This window comes from Allobosea sp. 05T439 (assembly GCF_056396005.1).
In genome coordinates, this window is the sequence record NZ_JBFTKP010000020.1 from 91,777 (window position 1) to 107,832 (window position 16,056).

A 16,056-nucleotide genomic window follows, 5' to 3' on the forward strand; every position below is an offset into this window, starting at 1 on the left:
GCGGCCCCCCAATGAGGGATAACCTGCAATCCGCGCCGAGGTTCCGGATATCGGGGTTAGAGGACGTCGCTGACACGCAGCCGTGTCGAGTCCATGTGCCGGCCGATGACGTCCGCCAGTGCGTCCGCGTCGCGCTTCTTCAGCGCGACGATCATCTCCTCATGCTCCGCCACGGCCCCGGCCCATTTCACCGGGCCCTCATTGCCGATGAAGCGCAGCCGTTTGATCCGCGCCTGCAGGGTCTCGTGCATCTCCATCAGCACGGCATTGCCGGAAGCGGCCACGATGGCGCTGTGGATCGCCTGGTTGAGCTTGAAATATTCGAGCCGGTTCTTGGTCTCATATAGCTCCAGCATCTGCCTGTGCAGTGCGTGGATCGCCTCGATCGTCTCGTCGCTGGCCAGCTGACAGGCCATCCGGCCTCCGAGTTGCTCGAGCGTCTTCAGCACCTGCAGGATCTGGGCGAGATCCTTGTCGGTGAAGCGGCGCACGATCGCGCCCTTGGCGGGCAGGATCTCGACCAGACCTTCGCTTGCCAGCGTCTTGATCGCCTCGCGCAGTGGAGTGCGCGAGACGCCGAGCTGGGCGCCGACCTGCCCTTCGTTGATCCGCTGGCCAGGCGCGAGCCGGCCTTCGATGATCATGTCGCGCAGGCGCTCCAGGACCTCGTCATGCAAGGTGCGCCGGGTGATGCGCGGATAGATATCCGGCGCGGCCCGGGTGATGTCGGCTTCGTTTGTCATCGCCGTCCCTCGTTTTCATCGTTACGGCATGGGGTCGTCAGCCTGTCAACGCGCCGCAGCTGCGCGCTCCACCGGGCTTTCGGCGAAGATCTCGTCCTGCCTGCGCCGGGTCTGGAGGAGGGCCGAGCCCTGATCGATCTCGACATCGCCGAGTTTGATCGCGGCTCCGGCCGCCACGGGGCGAACCAGCTTGCGGTTGGCAACCAGGTAGAACGGGGCAGGGCGGTCATCGGCGAGCGCCGCGGCCGGACGCATTTCGGCGCCGACGCTGTCGATGCTGTGGTGATGGCCGCCCATGGTGAGCACGGTGCCGGCCGGCAGGTCCCGCTCCGCAACGGCAACCAGGTCCCAGCGCGGACGATAATCCTCGCCATAGCCGGACCGGCCGAGCCCGGCCGCATCGAGAATGCTGGTCGCGGCCTCGATGCCGAGCAGGTGTCGCGGCAGGTAAAGCATCGCGGTCTTGGCAGTGCGGCTGACCACATGGCCCTTGCCGGCAAGCATGTCCCAGGTGGCATCGTCCTCGCAGCGCACGACGATGAAGACGCCGCCGGCGAAGCTCGCTTCCTCCGCCAGACGGAGATGATGGAAGACATCGACGCGGCGTGTGCCGGCGCTCAGGCCACCCTGGCGGCGTTCGGCGAAGAGGTCGGCGATTTCGGGAATGCGGGCCGGCGGGGCATGGAAGCCGGGCGTATCGGGGCCAAGCCCGGTCGCATTGGCGACAAGCGTCATTTCGCAGAGATCAGGAACGGCCCTGAGCGGGAAGGCGCTGCCCAGGATGCGGGCACGCTCGGCGGCATTGCGGACGGTCGAACGCGAACCGGGCAGCCAATGCTCGCGCAACTCAGGGAGCGAATGCGTCACCCCGTTGCAGGTCACCGCACCGGTCGCGGCATCGAGAACGAAATCATATTCGCTCGACTTGCCGGCGGCGATGATCTCCAGCCCGAGCACCTCGGCCCAGGTGACGAGGGCAATCAGCAGGCTCGGCTGGTCGCCGTCCACCGGCGTGACGACGACGCCCTTGTCCTGCGCCATGCGGGCGAGACCGGGGCCGACGACGCTGTCTGCTTCCTTGGAAACGAGCGCGACATGGCGCCCGGCCTCGATCGCCGCCAGGCTGTGGCGGGTTGCGGCTTCCGGGCTGCCGGTCGCCTCGATCAGCAGGTGGAAGGGCAGGTCGATGACGGTCTCCAGACGCCCGGCGGCAATATGGCGACCGGCCTCCCAGGCCGCCTTGGCTTCCGCCGGTGTTTCGCAGGCGACGATTTCGGAGGCGGGGATGCCGGCGGCCGCCATGGCACGGGCCGCGCCCTCAGGTGTCATGTCCACCGCGATGCGCGCATTGACCAGCCTGATCCGCCTTGCCTGGCCCAGGAAGCTCTGGCCGAAGCCGCCGCTGCCGACCAGACAGGTCTCGATCGGGGTCTTGATGCCGCTGTAGAGCGAATGAAAGTTCATGGGCAGATCCTCCGGGCGCCGCGTCGCGACTCTGAACCGGCCGCCACTTTGCGCTCAGCCTATAGCAAGATGGATATGCTGCATACAGCATACTTGTAGCGTTTAGAGGGCTATGCTAGGTCGATGGCCAAGTCTGGCCCTGATCACATCCGGCCATGTGGGAGAATGAGAGCGATGGACATGCGCGCAAACGGATCACTGCCGACGATAGCCGTCGCGATGGGGGATCCGTCCGGCATCAGCCCCGAATTGCTGGCGCGCATCCTGCTCGAGCCCGATCTGCGCTCGTCTGCCCGCTATGTCGTCTTCGGCGACAAGCGCCTGCTCGATCTCGGCGCTGCGGACGCCAAGGTCGATCCGGACGTGCTGGTCATTCGCGAGGGCGAAGAGATTCCGGCACAGTCGGCGAAGCCGGTCTTCATCGATCTCGCCAATCACGATCCGGCCGCCCTCGAGCGTGGCAAGGCGACGCTCGCCGGCGGCCAGGCGGCGACCGATAATTTCCGTCGGGCGCTCCGCTTCGCTGGGGAAGGCAAGGCCGATGCCGTGTTCTTCACGCCCTTCAACAAGGCTGCGATGCGCTTCGCCTATCCGGGCTATGACGACGAGATCCGCTTCGTGCGCGATGCCATCGGCTATGAGGGCGATGCCAGCGAGTTCAACATTCTCGACGGGCTGTGGAACGCCCGTGTCACCTCGCATATCCCGCTGTCCGAGGTCGCGGCTGCGATCAGCCAGGAGCGCATCCTCAAGGCGCTGACGCTGGCCGACGGCAATCTGCGCGCTGCCGGCTTCAACCCGCCGCGCATTGCCGTGGCCGGCATCAATCCGCATGCCGGCGATGGCGGCAATTTCGGCCGTGACGAGATCGAGACGATCGAGCCTGCCGTGAAGCAGGCCAAGGCCCGGGGCTTCACCGTCGAGGGGCCTTTCCCCTCCGACACCGTCTTCCTGCGCGCCAGGAACGGTGATTTCGATGCCGTGCTGACGATGTATCACGACCAGGGCCAGATCGCGATGAAGCTGATCGGCTTCGACCGTGGCGTCACGCTGATCGGCGGCTTCCCGTTCCCGATCTGCACGCCGGCGCACGGCACCGCCTATGAGATCGCAGGCAAGGGCATCGCCAATCTCGGCGCGACCCGTGCGGCGCTCAGCCTCGCCATCAAGATGGCGAATGAAGGAAGGGCCGCACGCAAGGCGGCTTGAGTTCACCGCGGCCGGGCAGCCGTTTCATGAGCCGCCCGGCATCTAATCACGAAGGGAGAAACGAATGAAAAAGACGAGCATTGCGGTTGGTATTGCGGTCGCGTTCAGCCTGGCCGGTGCAACCGCCGCGCAGGCCTGGCAGCCCACCAAGCCGGTGGAATTCGTGGTCACCTCGGGCGCCGGCGGCGGCACCGACAATTTTGCCCGCGTCATCCAGTCGATCATCACCAAGCACAAGCTCTTCGACCAGCCGATCGTGGTGGTGAACAAGGGTGGCGGCAGCGGCGCTGAAGGCTACATCCATGGCCGCGCCGGCAAGGGCKACCCCCATCGCGTCATCTTCGGCACCAATAACGCCTATCTGCTGCCTTACGTCGCCAAGCTCGGCTACAAGCTCTCGGATCTGACGCCGGTCTCGGCGCTGGCGCTGGACGAGTTCATCCTCTGGGTCAACGGCCAGGCTCCCTATGCCGATGCCAAGAGCTATATCGATGCGGTCAAGGCCAAGCCCGGCTCGCTCAAGATGGGCGGCAGCCAGTCGAAGGACACCGACCAGACGCTGACCTCGATGATCCAGGAAGCCGCTGGCGTGAAGTGGATCTACGTGCCGTTCCAGGGCGGCAGCGCAGCCGCCGTGCAGCTCGCCGGTGGTCACATCGACTCCAACGTCAACAACCCCAACGAGAATATCGGCCAGTGGAAGGCCGGCCAGGTGAAGCCGCTCTGCGTGTTCAGCCCGGTGCGTCTCGCCAAGGGCGAGGCGGTCTTCGAGGGCAAGGGCTGGGGCGATATCCCGACCTGCAAGGAGGCTGGCCTCCCGCTCGAGACATTCCAGATGCCGCGCACCGTCTGGCTGCCGGCCGAAGTTCCCGCCGATGCGGTCGCTTACTACGCCGACATCATGGAAAAGGTCAGCAAGACGCCGGAGTGGCAGGAATTCATCACCCGCACCTCGCAGACCGGCCGCTTCATGAAGGGCAAGGAATTCGCCGATTTCGTCGCCAAGGACGAAGCCGCGAACAAGAAGACCTTCGAAGCCGAAGGCTGGGTCGTCAAGTAAGACGGTTCCCTGCCGCCGGCCGGCCCACGGGCCGGCCGGCGGCAGGTCGTTTCCTGACCCGGCGCCTTCGACAGGACCGGGACAGGCGCGTTGAATGTGAAGAGACGGCCTGAAGCCGTTCGCTGGAGGAGGCTGCGATGATCACCCGCTTCTGGGCTGAATCCGCCATGGCCGTGGTCACGATGATCTTCGGGCTCGGCATCGTCTATGGTGCACTGGACTTCGGCGTCGGCTGGGATTCGTCCGGGCCACAGCCGGGCGCCTTCCCCTTCTATACCGGTCTGCTTGTTGCCGCCGCGAGCCTCGGCACCTTGGTGCTGACGCTGAGCAAGCGCTTTACCGGAAGCGGCAATCTGCAGGACGTCTTTCTCGATCGCGAGCAGGGCAAGCGCGTTGCCGCCTTCTTCCTGCCGATGCTGGCCTTCGCCGTGCTGAGCGTCACGCTCGGCATGTATGTCGCGACCATTCTCTATCTCGTCTTCACCATGCGCTTCCAGGGTCGCTACAGCTGGTTCGCCTCGCTCGGCACCGCCTTCGTGACGGCCGTGCTGTTCTATCTCGCGCTCGAAAAGTTCTTCCAGATCGGCCTGCTCAAGGGGCCGCTCGAGTCTTTCCTCGGCCTGTGATCATCTCCCTTTCCGGATCGGTGCCGCCTCATGGATAATGTCGCCTCCCTGATGCACGGCTTCTCGGTCGCGCTCACCACTCACCACATCCTGCTGATGATGGCGGGCGTCCTGCTCGGCATACTGGTTGGTGTCCTGCCCGGCCTCGGCGCGCCTAACGGCGTGTCGCTGATGCTGCCGCTGACCTTCTCGATGGATCCGGTCTCCGCGATCATCCTGCTGACCTCGCTCTACTGGGGCGCGCTTTTCGGTGGCTCGACCACCTCGATCCTGTTCAACATCCCGGGCGAACCGTCCTCCGTCGCAACCACATTCGACGGTCACCCGATGGCCAAGCAGGGCAGGGCGACCGAAGCCTTGTCCTTCGCGTTCCTCTCCGCCGGCTTCGGCGCGATGGCGGGCGTCATCCTGATCACGCTGCTCTCCGGCTGGGTTGCCAAATTCGCGCTGAAATTCTCCTCGCCCGAGTATTTCGCGGTCTATTTCATGACCTTTGCGAGCTTMATCGGCCTTGGTGGCGCCACCCCCTTGAAGGCCATCGTCTCGATGGGTGTCGGCTTTGCGCTCGCCTCGGTCGGTATGGACTCGGTCTCCGGCAGCGTCCGGTTGACCTATGATCTCGACGTGCTGCTCGCCGGCGTCAGCTTCCTCATCGCGGTCATCGGGCTGTTCGGCATCGGCGAATTGCTGCTGACCATGGAGGAGGGGCTGAAGTTCGACGGTGTCCACGCCAAGGTCAGGATGACCGACGTTCTGAAGACCGCAGCCAAGCTGCCGCGCTACTGGCTGGCGCTGCTGCGCTCCAGCGTCATCGGCATCTGGATGGGGATCACGCCTGGAGGCCCGACCGCGGCCTCCTTCATGAGCTATGCCATGGCCAAGCGCTCCTCGCGCAATCCCGAGAAGTTCGGCAAGGGCGAGCCCGAGGGCGTGATCGCGCCCGAGACCGCCGACCACGCGGCCGGTTCGGCCGCGATGCTGCCAATGCTCGCGCTTGGCATTCCCGGCTCGGCGACGGCCGCCGTGATGATGGGCGGCTTGATGATCTGGGGGCTCAATCCCGGCCCGATGCTCTTCGTCKAGCGCCCGGATTTCGTCTGGGGCCTGATCGCCTCGATGTATCTCGGCAATGTCGTCGCGGTCATCGTCGTGCTGGCGACCGTGCCGCTCTTCGCCTCGATCCTGCGCATCCCGTTCTCGATCGTCGGGCCGCTGATCGTGATCATCTGCTTCATCGGTGCCTTCACCGTTGCCAGCAAGGAATTCGACATCTGGCTGGCGCTGATCTTCGGGATCGTCGGCTACCTCTTCAAGAAGCTCGATTATCCGATCGCGCCGCTGGTGCTCGCCATGGTCATCGGCGACAAGGCCGAGGATGCCTTCCGGCAATCGATGATCTTCTCGCAAGGGTCGCTCTCGATCTTCTGGTCGAACCCGCTGGTCTCGACCCTGATGTCGATCGGTGTCCTGCTCCTGGTCATGCCGCTGCTCGGCTCAGGCCTGCGTCGTCTCAAGGGCGGCCGCGCCACGCGCCCGGCCTGACCGTTGCCTCGATCCTCCGTATCTCCGCGAAAACAGAGTCCGACCATGACCGAACCCTATAGGGGCATTCTGCCGATCGCTCCGACGATCTTCCACGACAACGGCGACCTCGACATCGAGGGCAACAGGCGTGTCATGGACCTGATGGTCGATCAGGGCGTCGACGGTATCTGTATCCTGGCCAATTTCTCCGAGCAGTTCCTGCTCACCGACGAGGAGCGCGACCAGGTCATGCGCCTCTCGATCGAGCAGGTCGCCGGCCGCGTGCCGGTGATCGTCACGACCTCGCATTTCTCGACCCGGATCGCGGCGCAGCGCGCCAAGGCCGCGGCGGATGCCGGCGCGAAGATGCTGATGATGATGCCGCCCTATCACGGCGCGCTGCTCAAGGCCGACGAGCAGGGCATGATCGAGCATTTCAAGCATGTCACCGATGCCTGCGGCCTTCCGGTCATCCTGCAGGACGCGCCGCTCTCCGGCGTCACCATGACGGTTCCCTTCATGGTGCGGCTGGCGAAGGAGGTCCCGCTCGTCCGCTATTTCAAGATCGAGGTTMCCGGCACGGCGAACAAGCTGCGGGCCCTGATCGAGGCGGGCGGCGAGGCCGTCGTCGGCCCGTTCGATGGCGAGGAGGCGATCACGCTGATGGCCGATCTCGATGCCGGCGCGACCGGCACGATGACCAGTGCCATGATCCCCGACCTGATCAAGCCGATCCTGACCGCGCATGCCTCGGGCGATCGCAAGACGGCGGCGGCGCTCTATCGCGACGTGCTGCCGATCATCAATTACGAGAACCGCCAATGCGGCCTGCGCTCGGCCAAGGCGGTGATGAAGGAGGGCGGCGTGATCAGGAGCGAAGCCGTCCGCCACCCGCTGACCCCGCTGCACCCGAAGACCCGCGAGGGCCTGATCGAGTTGGCGCGCGAACTCGACCCGCTGGCGCTGCGCTGGGGGAAATGAGGCGGCGCGCCGCGGCTGGCGCCCGCCGGGAGAGGATCAGCGTCGGGTCAATAGGACCCGATGCCGCCGGACGGCGGCGGCAGGTTGCCGCGACGGTCTCTCGTGATGAATTCCGGCGTCACCTGGAACGCCCGGGACAGCCAGGTGATATAGGCCGACAGCAACTGCTCGATGGCACGCATGGGTTGCCTCCACATATGCAGGAGCAACCCTAGCATGAAACGCGGCGTCTTGCCCGGGATTTTGGACGAAGGCGCCTATGCCTTCGTCCAGACCGCGAGCTCGTAGCCGTCGGGATCGGCGAAGTGAAAACGCCGCCCGCCGGGGAAATCGAAGGCCGGCTTGACGATGCGTCCGCCTGCGGCTTCGACCTGCGCCTGTGACGCGGGAAGATCATCGGCATAGAGGATGATCAGTGGGCCGCCCGGTTGCGGCGTGCCCTGGGTGGTGAACCCGCCTTCGAGACGGCCGTCAGTGAAGGCGCAATATTCCGGCCCGTAATCGGTCATCGTCCAGCCGAAGGCCTTCTCGTAGAAGGCGCGCGCCCGGCCGAGATCGGAAACGACGAACTCGACATAGTCGATGCGCCGGTCATTGGACGATGGGCTCATGACGTTCTCCTTCGATTCATGTTCGTCTGATCTGATGGAGCAGCCTCCGGTCATGATCCGGCAGGAGGTGAAGGATCAGGGGCGCTGCTGAGGCGCATCTTGTTCAAGGGCGCCGTGCTGCTGTAGCAGCTTGGCAATCACCGGGCCTCCTGTGCACCATGCACATCCACAGGCTCAGACTGATAGGGGCGAGACGCATGCCGACGACGACCGAAACCTCCTTGCGTGAAGCCTTCGTCCGGGCGCGCCGCAGCCGCAGCCTCGTCGACATCGAGACGCTTCCCGTTCCGGCCGATCTCGAAGCGGCTCTGGCCGTGCAGGCCGATGTCAGCAGCGACATGGGCTATGCGCATCTCGGCTGGAAGGTCTCGATCACGGATGGGCGCGGGCTCGTCGGACTGATGCCCGGGCCGTTCCTGAAGCCTGGCGATACCTATCGCTCGGTGCCCGGAGCCGAGCTGCGGCTCGAGGTCGAGCTCGCGATCCGACTCGGGCGCGACATGCCGCGCCGTCCTGGCAAACCCTATAGCCGGGCCGAACTTCTGGAGCATTGCCACAGCGCCTTCGTCGGCATCGAGATCATCGAAAGCCGTATCGCCGACTGGACCCATGTTCCATTCCCGCTCTGGTTGGCCGATGCGATGGGCCATGGCGGCTATCTGATCGGCCAGGACGTTCCCTTCGAGGTCTTCGACGAGATCGCCGATCTCACCTGCACGGTCGAACTCGACGGCGACGTGCTCTATGACAAGCCTGCTCACCACGCCAATGGCGACCCGCTGACCCCGGTGCTGGCCTGGGCCAATCGTGAGACCGAGAGTGCGCTTGGCGGCCTCGTGGCCGGCCAGATCATCACCACCGGCAGCCTTTGCGGCGGCGTTCTGGCGCCCAATCTCGGCCCGGTCATCGTCAGGCTCGATCCGCTGGCCGCGATTTCTTTCGCGCTCGCCTGACGTCGGGACCGCCGGGCAGGACGAGGCAGCTTGCAATCGAGCCCGCTTTCGCCGCGCGGCCCGAGGCAATTATCGCGGGCTGCAGGCGTGCCACGGACAGCTTTGACGAGCAGAATTGTGGTCATGACGAGGCATGACCACAAAATCATCTCATTCTATTGGTCTTGATAGTGTTGCGTTGGAGGAATGATGCGGGGTTTGCGGCGTAGGGTGCGCGGGGTTGCAGGCGGAGGCGGTTACGCTTTCGCCGCTATGCTTGCCATCCAGCCGGTACCCGCCGAGGCTTTCGACCTCTCCTCGCTCGACATATTCGGCTTGTTCGGCTCCTCGGATAAGCCGCCTGCGGTCAGCAGCACGACGCTGCCCTATCAGCTCGAGTTCGACGTCAGCGGGGCCACCGATGCCAAGGCCCTGACGCTGACGCTGCGCGACGCCTCGCTGCTTTACCGGCTCAGGCAGGATGCGCCGCCCGATGGCGAGACCCTGGCCCGGCGCATGGTCGCCGATCTCAACCCGCTGATCGATGCCCTCTGGTCGCAGGGCTATTTCAATGCGGATGTGACGATCGCGGTCGACGGTAACGGTCTGCGCCTCGGCAACGAGCCCGGCCCGGCGCTGGTGCGCGCGCTTGAAGCCTATCGCAACCGGGCCCCGGCGCCGGTCACCGTGCGGGTTGTGACCGGCCCGCTCTTCAGCCTGCGCAATGTCGAGGTCGTCGAGCAGGGCAAGGGCGGGGGCGGTGCCATTGCCGATMCCCACAAGGTCGCGCGCCTGAAATCGGGCGACCCCGCGACTTCGGCCGCCTTGCGTTCGGCGCAGTCATCTCTGGTCGATCACCTGCGCAACCAGTCGCGCCCGCTCGCCAGGGTGGTCGCGCTACGCCCGGTCGTCGATCATGCGGCGAAGATCATGGATGTGACCTATGTCGTCGAGCCCGGGCCGGTCGCCGGTTTCGGCGATGTCGGGATCGAGGGCACGGTCGATGTCCCGCCGCATGTCGTTCGCTCCTTCATCTATCTGGAGCCGGGCGACCCCTATTCGCCCAAGGCGCTGGCCGACACGCGCAAATCGATCACCTCAATTCCGGCCATCGGCTCCGCCCGTATCCGCGAGGCCGACCGGCTCGACGCCAATGGCAACCTGCCGATCTTTGTCGACATCACGGAGCGGCCGAAGCGGCTGATCGGCTTTTCCAGCCGCTTTTCCACCATCGATGGTCCGGCGGTCAGGACCTATTGGGAGCACCGCAATCTGCTCGGCGGTGCCGAGCGGCTCAGGCTCGAGGGCGATCTCTTTCTCGCACCGCGGATCAACGGCACCACGATCCAGAGATTTGGCGATTTCGAGCAGTCCGACCTTGGCGGGCGCTTTGCGTTCAGCTTCATGAAGCCGGCGCTGAACGGAACCCGTTACGACCTGCTGGTCGACGGCGTCGCGACGCGCGAGCGCGTCGGCACCAATCGCTATGGCGGCTATACCGCCCGCTACGCCAATGTCACCAGCAGCATTCGCCGGCGTTTCAGCGACACCTTCTCGGTCCAGGCCGGCCTGGAGGTCGAGCGCGGCCAGACCAGCGATGTGCTGGGTCAGATCACCTACACCCTTGTCGGAATCCCGCTTTCTGTCCGATACGACACGACCGACAGCCTGCTCGATCCGACGCGCGGTGTCCGCCTCACCGCCTCCGTGGCGGCATATCCGACCTTCATGGGATCGACGGTCGGCATCGTCCAGACCAAGGGCGCGATCTCCGGCTATTACGCGCTCGATGAGGAGGCCCGTTATGTGCTGGCTGGGCGCATCGGCTTCGGCTCCGTGGCCGGCGCAGCGCTCGACGAGATCCCGTCGACGCGGCGCTTCTATGCCGGCGGTGGCGGTTCGGTGCGCGGCTACGCCTATCGCACGCTGTCACCGCTTGGCCCCTACAACCAGCTGATCGGCGGACGCAGCCTGTTCGAAGCCTCGGTCGAGGCGCGGATCAAGATCACCAACACCATCGGCATCGTGCCGTTCTTCGATGTCGGCACGGCCTTCGAAGAGAGTTTCCCGGCCTTCAATCAGACGCTGCGGATGTCGGCTGGTCTCGGGTTGCGCTATTATACGCCGATCGGCCCGATCCGCTTCGACGTCGCTGCGCCGCTCAATCCGCGCAAGGGCGACAAGCCGGTCGCGGTCTATATCAGCATCGGGCAGGCCTTCTGATGGGCAACCGGCTCACCCTTTCGCGCCTGGCGCTTCTGGCCCTGCTGCTGGTGGTGGGGCTGGTCGTCTCGGCCCGCTTCGGCGGTTTCGCTCAGAACGCGCAGAATGATCGCGGGGTTCTGGCCGACCTGATCTCGCGCGCCCTGTCGACACCGAACAGCCAGGTCTCGATTGGGGCGGTCGATGGCGCGCTGTCCTCCGACGCGACGATCCGTGATGTGGTTCTCTCCGATCGCGACGGCGCCTGGCTGAGGGTCGACCGCGTACGGCTGATCTGGACCCGCACGGCCCTGCTGCTCGGCAGGCTCGAGGTCGACCGGCTCGAGATCGGCAAGCTCGAGATCTTGCGCAAGCCGATTGCCGATCCGGCCGCAGCGCCGACCAGCGACCAGCCGCTCCTTCCGGAGCTGCCGGTCAAGGTGAACATCACCGCCTTCCAGCTGGGCGAGTTGTMGCTGGGCGCCCCGATCGTCGGCGTGCCGGCCCGGTTGGGTGCGACCGGCGCAGCATCGCTCGGCGCTCCATCCGAGGGGCTTTCGCTGCGTCTCGAGGCGCGCCGGCTCGACGCGCCGGGCGAGTTCACGCTCAGGCTCGGTTTCGTGCCGCAGACTACGCGCCTGCAGATCGCCGCCAAGGTCGACGAGCCGCAGGGCGGCCTGATCGCGCGTGTCGCCAATCTCCCGGACCAGCCGCCGGTCAAGCTCGACCTCAATGGCGATGGCCCGCTCGACGCCTTCCGCTCGACCCTGACCTTCACGGCCGGCCCGACCATTGGGGCGCAGGGCTCGGCCAATCTCTCGCGCGTCGGTACTGGCCGTGACCTGGCCCTGGCCCTCGATGCCCGTATCGAAGGGCTGATGCCGGCGCCGGCCGCACCGGTCTTTGCCGGCTCGACCCGTCTCGACGGCACGGTCGGCTTCGTCGATGACGGTGCCGTCGACCTGCGCAACATCGCGCTCGTTTCGGCGCTGGCGCGCCTCGATGTCGTCGGCCGCTACGGGGCCGACAAGAATCTCGATATTCGCGTCACGGCCGCAGCCGTGCCCAATGCCAATGGCCGCACTGTTGCCGCCGGCACCGAGATCGGCAAGCTCGCCCTGGATGCCACCGTCAATGGCCCGGTGAACGGGCCGCGCGTCGTCGCCTCGCTCGACGCTCAGGATCTGCGCCTGCCGACCGGTCGTCTTGGCAAGCTCGTGGCGCGGTTCACCGCGACGCCGAACGGATCGATCGGCAATGCCGACACGCGCATCGCGCTAGTCTCGGACGGCGAGGCGACGGGCGTGGCGCTAGCCGATCCCAGGTTCGCCCGCGTCGTCGGCGACCGCATCGTCTTCACGCTGCGCGGGACAGGGCGGGGCGAGGGGAGTGCCGATTTCGAGACGTTGCGGCTCGCGATGTCCGGCGTGGAACTCGACTACAAGGGGCAGCTCGGCAAGGCCCGCATCCTGGGGCAGGCTCGCGCAGTCCTGCCCGATCTCTCGCGCCTCAGCGGGCTTGCCGGCCGCAAGCTTTCAGGCAAGGCACAGCTCGGCGCCGATCTCGATGCGGTGCCGCCCCAGAACATCTATTCCGCGAGCCTCGATGGCCGTGGCGATCAGATCGGGACCGGGGAGGCGGCGCTCGACCGGCTGCTCGCCGGCAATCTGACGCTGGCCGGGCGCGTCGGGACACTCGCTGACGGCGGCGTGAATGTCAGTGGTCTTCGTCTCGCCGGGCAGCATGTCGCCCTCACGGCCGATGGCGGCATCGGCCGCGAGCGCTCGGATCTGCGGGCTGCCATCACCCTGCCTGACCTGAAGCGGGCCGATCCACGCCTCTCCGGCAAGGGCGAGGTCACGGCACAACTGACCGGACCGCAGGACAAGCTCGATGCCTCGGCACGGATCGCGGTGACGAATGCGAGCGCGCTCGGTCGTCCGATCCCGCGGCTGTCGATCGATGCCGTGATCCGCGACCTGCAGGGCGCGCTCGAGACGCGGGCGACGCTCGCGGGTGAGATCGAGGGCAAGCCCGCGACCGGCACGCTGCAATTTGCACGCCTGCCCGATGATGCCTGGGACCTGTCGAAGCTCGATCTCGCCATCGGCTCGGTGAAGCTGACCGGCGCGGTTACGCTCGACCAGGCCAGGCGCGCAGCCGGTCGGCTGACGCTCGCCGCGCGCAATCTCGACGATCTCTCGGCTCTGGCCCTCACCAGGCTCGGCGGACAGCTCGATGCGGACCTCACGCTCGCTCTTGTCGAGGGGCGGCAGAACCTGGACCTGAAAGCCAAGGGCACGCGCATCAATGCCGCCGGGGTTTCGCTCGACAAGCTCGATGCCAGCGTCGGTGCCACGGATCTCCATGGCCGCCCGGCGATCGACGCTGCGATCGCCATCGATCGCGCGGTGATCTCTGGCGAGGCGATCAACGCGATCCGCTTCGATTCGAAGGGCGGGCCGGATGCGAGCGCCTTCACCCTCAGCGCCAATGCCCGGGGCTTCACGCTCAATGGCGCTGGCCAGCTTGTTCCCGGCGATCCGCTGCGGCTCGACATCGCCTCCTTCGATGCCCGGCGCGAGGGCAAACGCATCACGCTGGCCAACCCCGCTTCGCTGAGTTTCCCCACTGGCGGTGTCGAGATCTCGAAGCTGGTGCTCGCCATCGACGCCGGCCGGCTCAGCCTTGATGGCCGGGCGGGCGAGACGCTCGATCTGCGCGTGAATGCGAAGGACATCCCGCTTTCGGCGGTCAAGCTGGTGGCCCCGAAGCTCKATCTGTCCGGCACCTTGAACGCCGAGGCGCAGATGTCCGGCAAGCCGGATGATCTCGCCGGTCCCTGGCAGATCCGGATCGCGCGGCTGGTGACTCCCGAAACCCGGAGCGCCGGCCTGCCTCCGGTCGAGATCAGCGGCAACGGTCAATTCTCCGGCCGGCAGACCAGCGTCGAAGCGACGCTGACGGCCGGCCGCGGCGCGAATCTCGCGGTTCGCGGCACGGCGCCCCTGAGCGCAAGCGGCGCGCTCGCTCTCACCATTCAGGGCAAGCTCGACGCTGCTCTCGCCAATGCGCTGCTCGCGGCGCAGGGGCAGCGGCTGACCGGCACAGTGACGCTCGACCTGCGGGCCGGTGGCACGGCGGCAGCGCCCGAACTGAACGGCGTTGCGACCCTCGCCAATGGCAGTTTCACCGACGCTCTCCAGGGCGTGCGGTTGACCGGGATCGAGGCGCGCATTGCTGCCAATGGCGACAATCTGCGGATTGAACGCGCGGTTGCCCGCGCGGCCAATGGCGGCACGTTGTCGGCGTCAGGCCAGGTCCGCGTCGACCCCGCCGCCGGTTTCCCGGGAGAGATCAAAATCGAGGGACGCCGTGCCCAGCTTGTCTCGAACGGCATCGTGACATCGGTCGCCGACCTCAATCTCGCGATCGGCGGTCCCCTGGCGCAGCGCCCGCGCGTCGATGGGCATGTCGATATCATCTCGCTTGACGTCGCGGTGCCGGATCGGTTGCCGGCTTCCTTGCGTCCCGTCGACGGAATTCGTCACGTCAATGCGAAGGGCGCTGCGGCGGTGCGGATTGCCGCGCAACGCAAGGCGGCGCGCAGCGCCGGCAAAGGCGGACGCGCGGCGCCTGCCTTCGATGCCGCACTCGCCGTCACCATCTCTGCGCCGAACCGCGTCTTCATCCGTGGACGCGGGATCGACGCTGAGCTTGGCGGCGAGTTGCGCGTCGGCGGCACGCTTTCGGCCCCCGTGCTCGATGGCGGCTTCGATCTCAGGCGCGGCCGCTTGTCGGTCGCGAGCCAGCGGCTCGATTTCAGTCGCGGCCGCCTGACCTTCACGGGTGGCGTGATTCCGGAGCTCGATTTCGTCGCCGAGACCCGCGCCTCGGACGTGACCGCGCGAATCCTCGTCACCGGGCCGGCGGACCAGCCCGCCTTCGCCTTCACCTCTCAGCCCGAGCTGCCGCAGGACGAGGTGCTGTCGCGTCTGCTCTTTGCCCGTGCCTCCGGCTCGCTCTCGCCCTTCCAGGCCCTTCAGCTGGCGCAGACGGCCGCGCAATTCGCGGGGACCGGTGGCGACGATGCCTTCGAGAAGCTGCGCAAGTCGCTCGGCGTCGACAATCTCGACATCCAGATGGGTGCCGGCGGACCCACCGTCGGTGTCTCCCGCTATATCGGCGACAACGTCTCGATCGGAATCAAGGCCGGCGCCAAGCCCGAGGATAGCGGCGTCTCGATCGGCATCGATGTAACGAAGCGGCTTCGCATCCAGGCCGAAACCGGCGCGGATGGCAGCGCTGCCGTCGGCGTCGGCGCCGAGTGGGAATACTGACTGGCGCCAGCGCGCCGTTCCGGATGGCTGTGGCTTGAGTCGCCCATCCCGATTCGAACAGGCCGTGATTCTGCCGCCTTTTGCCTGCAGGACATGCCCAGCCGGCGCGCGCGGTTAACGGCGGGTAAATTTCGACCCTCAAAGCGTGGCGCGCCTGCAACACCGGGTTTCAAAGCACCCCCTCGGACCTCGCGGCGGCGTGATCTCGGTTGATCGGCCACCCGGCATTCGTATGGTGAAGGTGCGTCGGGACGTTCCCGGTCGCTGTTTTTCGTCTTCGCCTCTGAATGGTTCAGGGACGTGGGCGAAAGACCGGGATAGGCGGGTTCGCCGGTTTGGTCTCCTGGGGCCGATCGTCAAGAAC

Annotated in this window: 12 protein-coding genes; 8 read left to right on the forward strand and 4 right to left on the reverse strand. The window is 66.3% G+C overall.

All coding sequences use genetic code 11. The features are described 5' to 3' along the window. Positions 1–56: 56 nt before the first annotated feature. Positions 57–743 (reverse strand): GntR family transcriptional regulator, encoded by a 687-nt coding sequence (locus AC1DIO_RS22000; protein ID WP_441504786.1) that lies wholly within the window; start codon positions 741–743, stop codon positions 57–59. Positions 744–788: 45 nt separating this feature from the next. Then, positions 789–2,207 (reverse strand): NAD(P)H-dependent oxidoreductase, encoded by a 1,419-nt coding sequence (locus tag AC1DIO_RS22005; protein WP_476854073.1) that lies wholly within the window; start codon positions 2,205–2,207, stop codon positions 789–791. Between the two features lie 180 nt (positions 2,208–2,387). Here AC1DIO_RS22005 and AC1DIO_RS22010 point away from each other — a divergent pair, with 180 nt between their 5' ends. From AC1DIO_RS22010 to AC1DIO_RS22030, 5 genes are all read left to right on the forward strand, one after another. After that, positions 2,388–3,416: a 4-hydroxythreonine-4-phosphate dehydrogenase PdxA gene (locus tag AC1DIO_RS22010; protein ID WP_441488745.1), complete on the forward strand. Its 1,029-nt coding sequence runs from the start codon at positions 2,388–2,390 to the stop codon at positions 3,414–3,416. 64 nt (positions 3,417–3,480) lie between these two features. Then, complete coding sequence (locus AC1DIO_RS22015; protein ID WP_476854074.1) at positions 3,481–4,476, forward strand: Bug family tripartite tricarboxylate transporter substrate binding protein; 996 nt, start codon at positions 3,481–3,483, stop codon at positions 4,474–4,476. A 137-nt stretch (positions 4,477–4,613) separates the two neighbouring features. Then, on the forward strand, positions 4,614–5,102 hold the full coding sequence (locus AC1DIO_RS22020) for a tripartite tricarboxylate transporter TctB family protein (protein ID WP_441504784.1): 489 nt from the start codon (positions 4,614–4,616) through the stop codon (positions 5,100–5,102). Positions 5,103–5,132: 30 nt separating this feature from the next. After that, positions 5,133–6,644 (forward strand): tripartite tricarboxylate transporter permease, encoded by a 1,512-nt coding sequence (locus AC1DIO_RS22025; RefSeq protein ID WP_476854075.1) that lies wholly within the window; start codon positions 5,133–5,135, stop codon positions 6,642–6,644. A 45-nt stretch (positions 6,645–6,689) separates the two neighbouring features. After that, complete coding sequence (locus tag AC1DIO_RS22030; RefSeq protein ID WP_476854076.1) at positions 6,690–7,607, forward strand: dihydrodipicolinate synthase family protein; 918 nt, start codon at positions 6,690–6,692, stop codon at positions 7,605–7,607. A gap of 47 nt (positions 7,608–7,654) precedes the next feature. Here the strand turns inward: AC1DIO_RS22030 and AC1DIO_RS22035 are convergent, their stop codons facing one another. Both AC1DIO_RS22035 and AC1DIO_RS22040 read right to left on the reverse strand, forming a co-directional pair. Further along, positions 7,655–7,789 carry a hypothetical protein gene (locus AC1DIO_RS22035; RefSeq protein ID WP_441478378.1) on the reverse strand — a complete coding sequence of 45 codons (135 nt, stop codon included), beginning with the start codon at positions 7,787–7,789 and terminating at the stop codon, positions 7,655–7,657. Positions 7,790–7,864: 75 nt separating this feature from the next. Next, positions 7,865–8,218 carry a VOC family protein gene (locus AC1DIO_RS22040; RefSeq protein WP_441504782.1) on the reverse strand — a complete coding sequence of 118 codons (354 nt, stop codon included), beginning with the start codon at positions 8,216–8,218 and terminating at the stop codon, positions 7,865–7,867. Between the two features lie 197 nt (positions 8,219–8,415). Between AC1DIO_RS22040 and AC1DIO_RS22045 the strand changes: the two genes are divergently transcribed. The 3 genes from AC1DIO_RS22045 (at position 8,416) to AC1DIO_RS22055 (ending at position 15,692) form a co-directional block, all read left to right on the forward strand. Then, positions 8,416–9,171, forward strand: coding sequence for a fumarylacetoacetate hydrolase family protein (locus AC1DIO_RS22045; RefSeq protein ID WP_441504781.1), 756 nt, complete (start codon positions 8,416–8,418; stop codon positions 9,169–9,171). A gap of 252 nt (positions 9,172–9,423) precedes the next feature. Next, positions 9,424–11,373 carry an autotransporter assembly complex protein TamA gene (locus tag AC1DIO_RS22050; protein ID WP_476854077.1) on the forward strand — a complete coding sequence of 650 codons (1,950 nt, stop codon included), beginning with the start codon at positions 9,424–9,426 and terminating at the stop codon, positions 11,371–11,373. Beyond that, the gene (locus tag AC1DIO_RS22055; RefSeq protein WP_476854078.1) at positions 11,373–15,692 is read left to right on the forward strand and encodes a translocation/assembly module TamB domain-containing protein; all 4,320 of its coding nucleotides are present in this window, start codon (positions 11,373–11,375) and stop codon (positions 15,690–15,692) included. Before AC1DIO_RS22050 ends, AC1DIO_RS22055 begins: the two co-directional genes overlap by 1 nt. Positions 15,693–16,056: the final 364 nt, after the last annotated feature.

Coding starts and splice junctions, on each gene's coding strand:
- AC1DIO_RS22000 (WP_441504786.1), bottom strand. CDS start 743: ATGACAAACGAAGCCGACATCACCCGGGCCGCGCCGGATATCTATCCG.
- AC1DIO_RS22005 (WP_476854073.1), bottom strand. CDS start 2,207: ATGAACTTTCATTCGCTCTACAGCGGCATCAAGACCCCGATCGAGACC.
- AC1DIO_RS22010 (WP_441488745.1), top strand. CDS start 2,388: ATGCGCGCAAACGGATCACTGCCGACGATAGCCGTCGCGATGGGGGAT.
- AC1DIO_RS22020 (WP_441504784.1), top strand. CDS start 4,614: ATGATCACCCGCTTCTGGGCTGAATCCGCCATGGCCGTGGTCACGATG.
- AC1DIO_RS22035 (WP_441478378.1), bottom strand. CDS start 7,789: ATGCGTGCCATCGAGCAGTTGCTGTCGGCCTATATCACCTGGCTGTCC.
- AC1DIO_RS22040 (WP_441504782.1), bottom strand. CDS start 8,218: ATGAGCCCATCGTCCAATGACCGGCGCATCGACTATGTCGAGTTCGTC.
- AC1DIO_RS22045 (WP_441504781.1), top strand. CDS start 8,416: ATGCCGACGACGACCGAAACCTCCTTGCGTGAAGCCTTCGTCCGGGCG.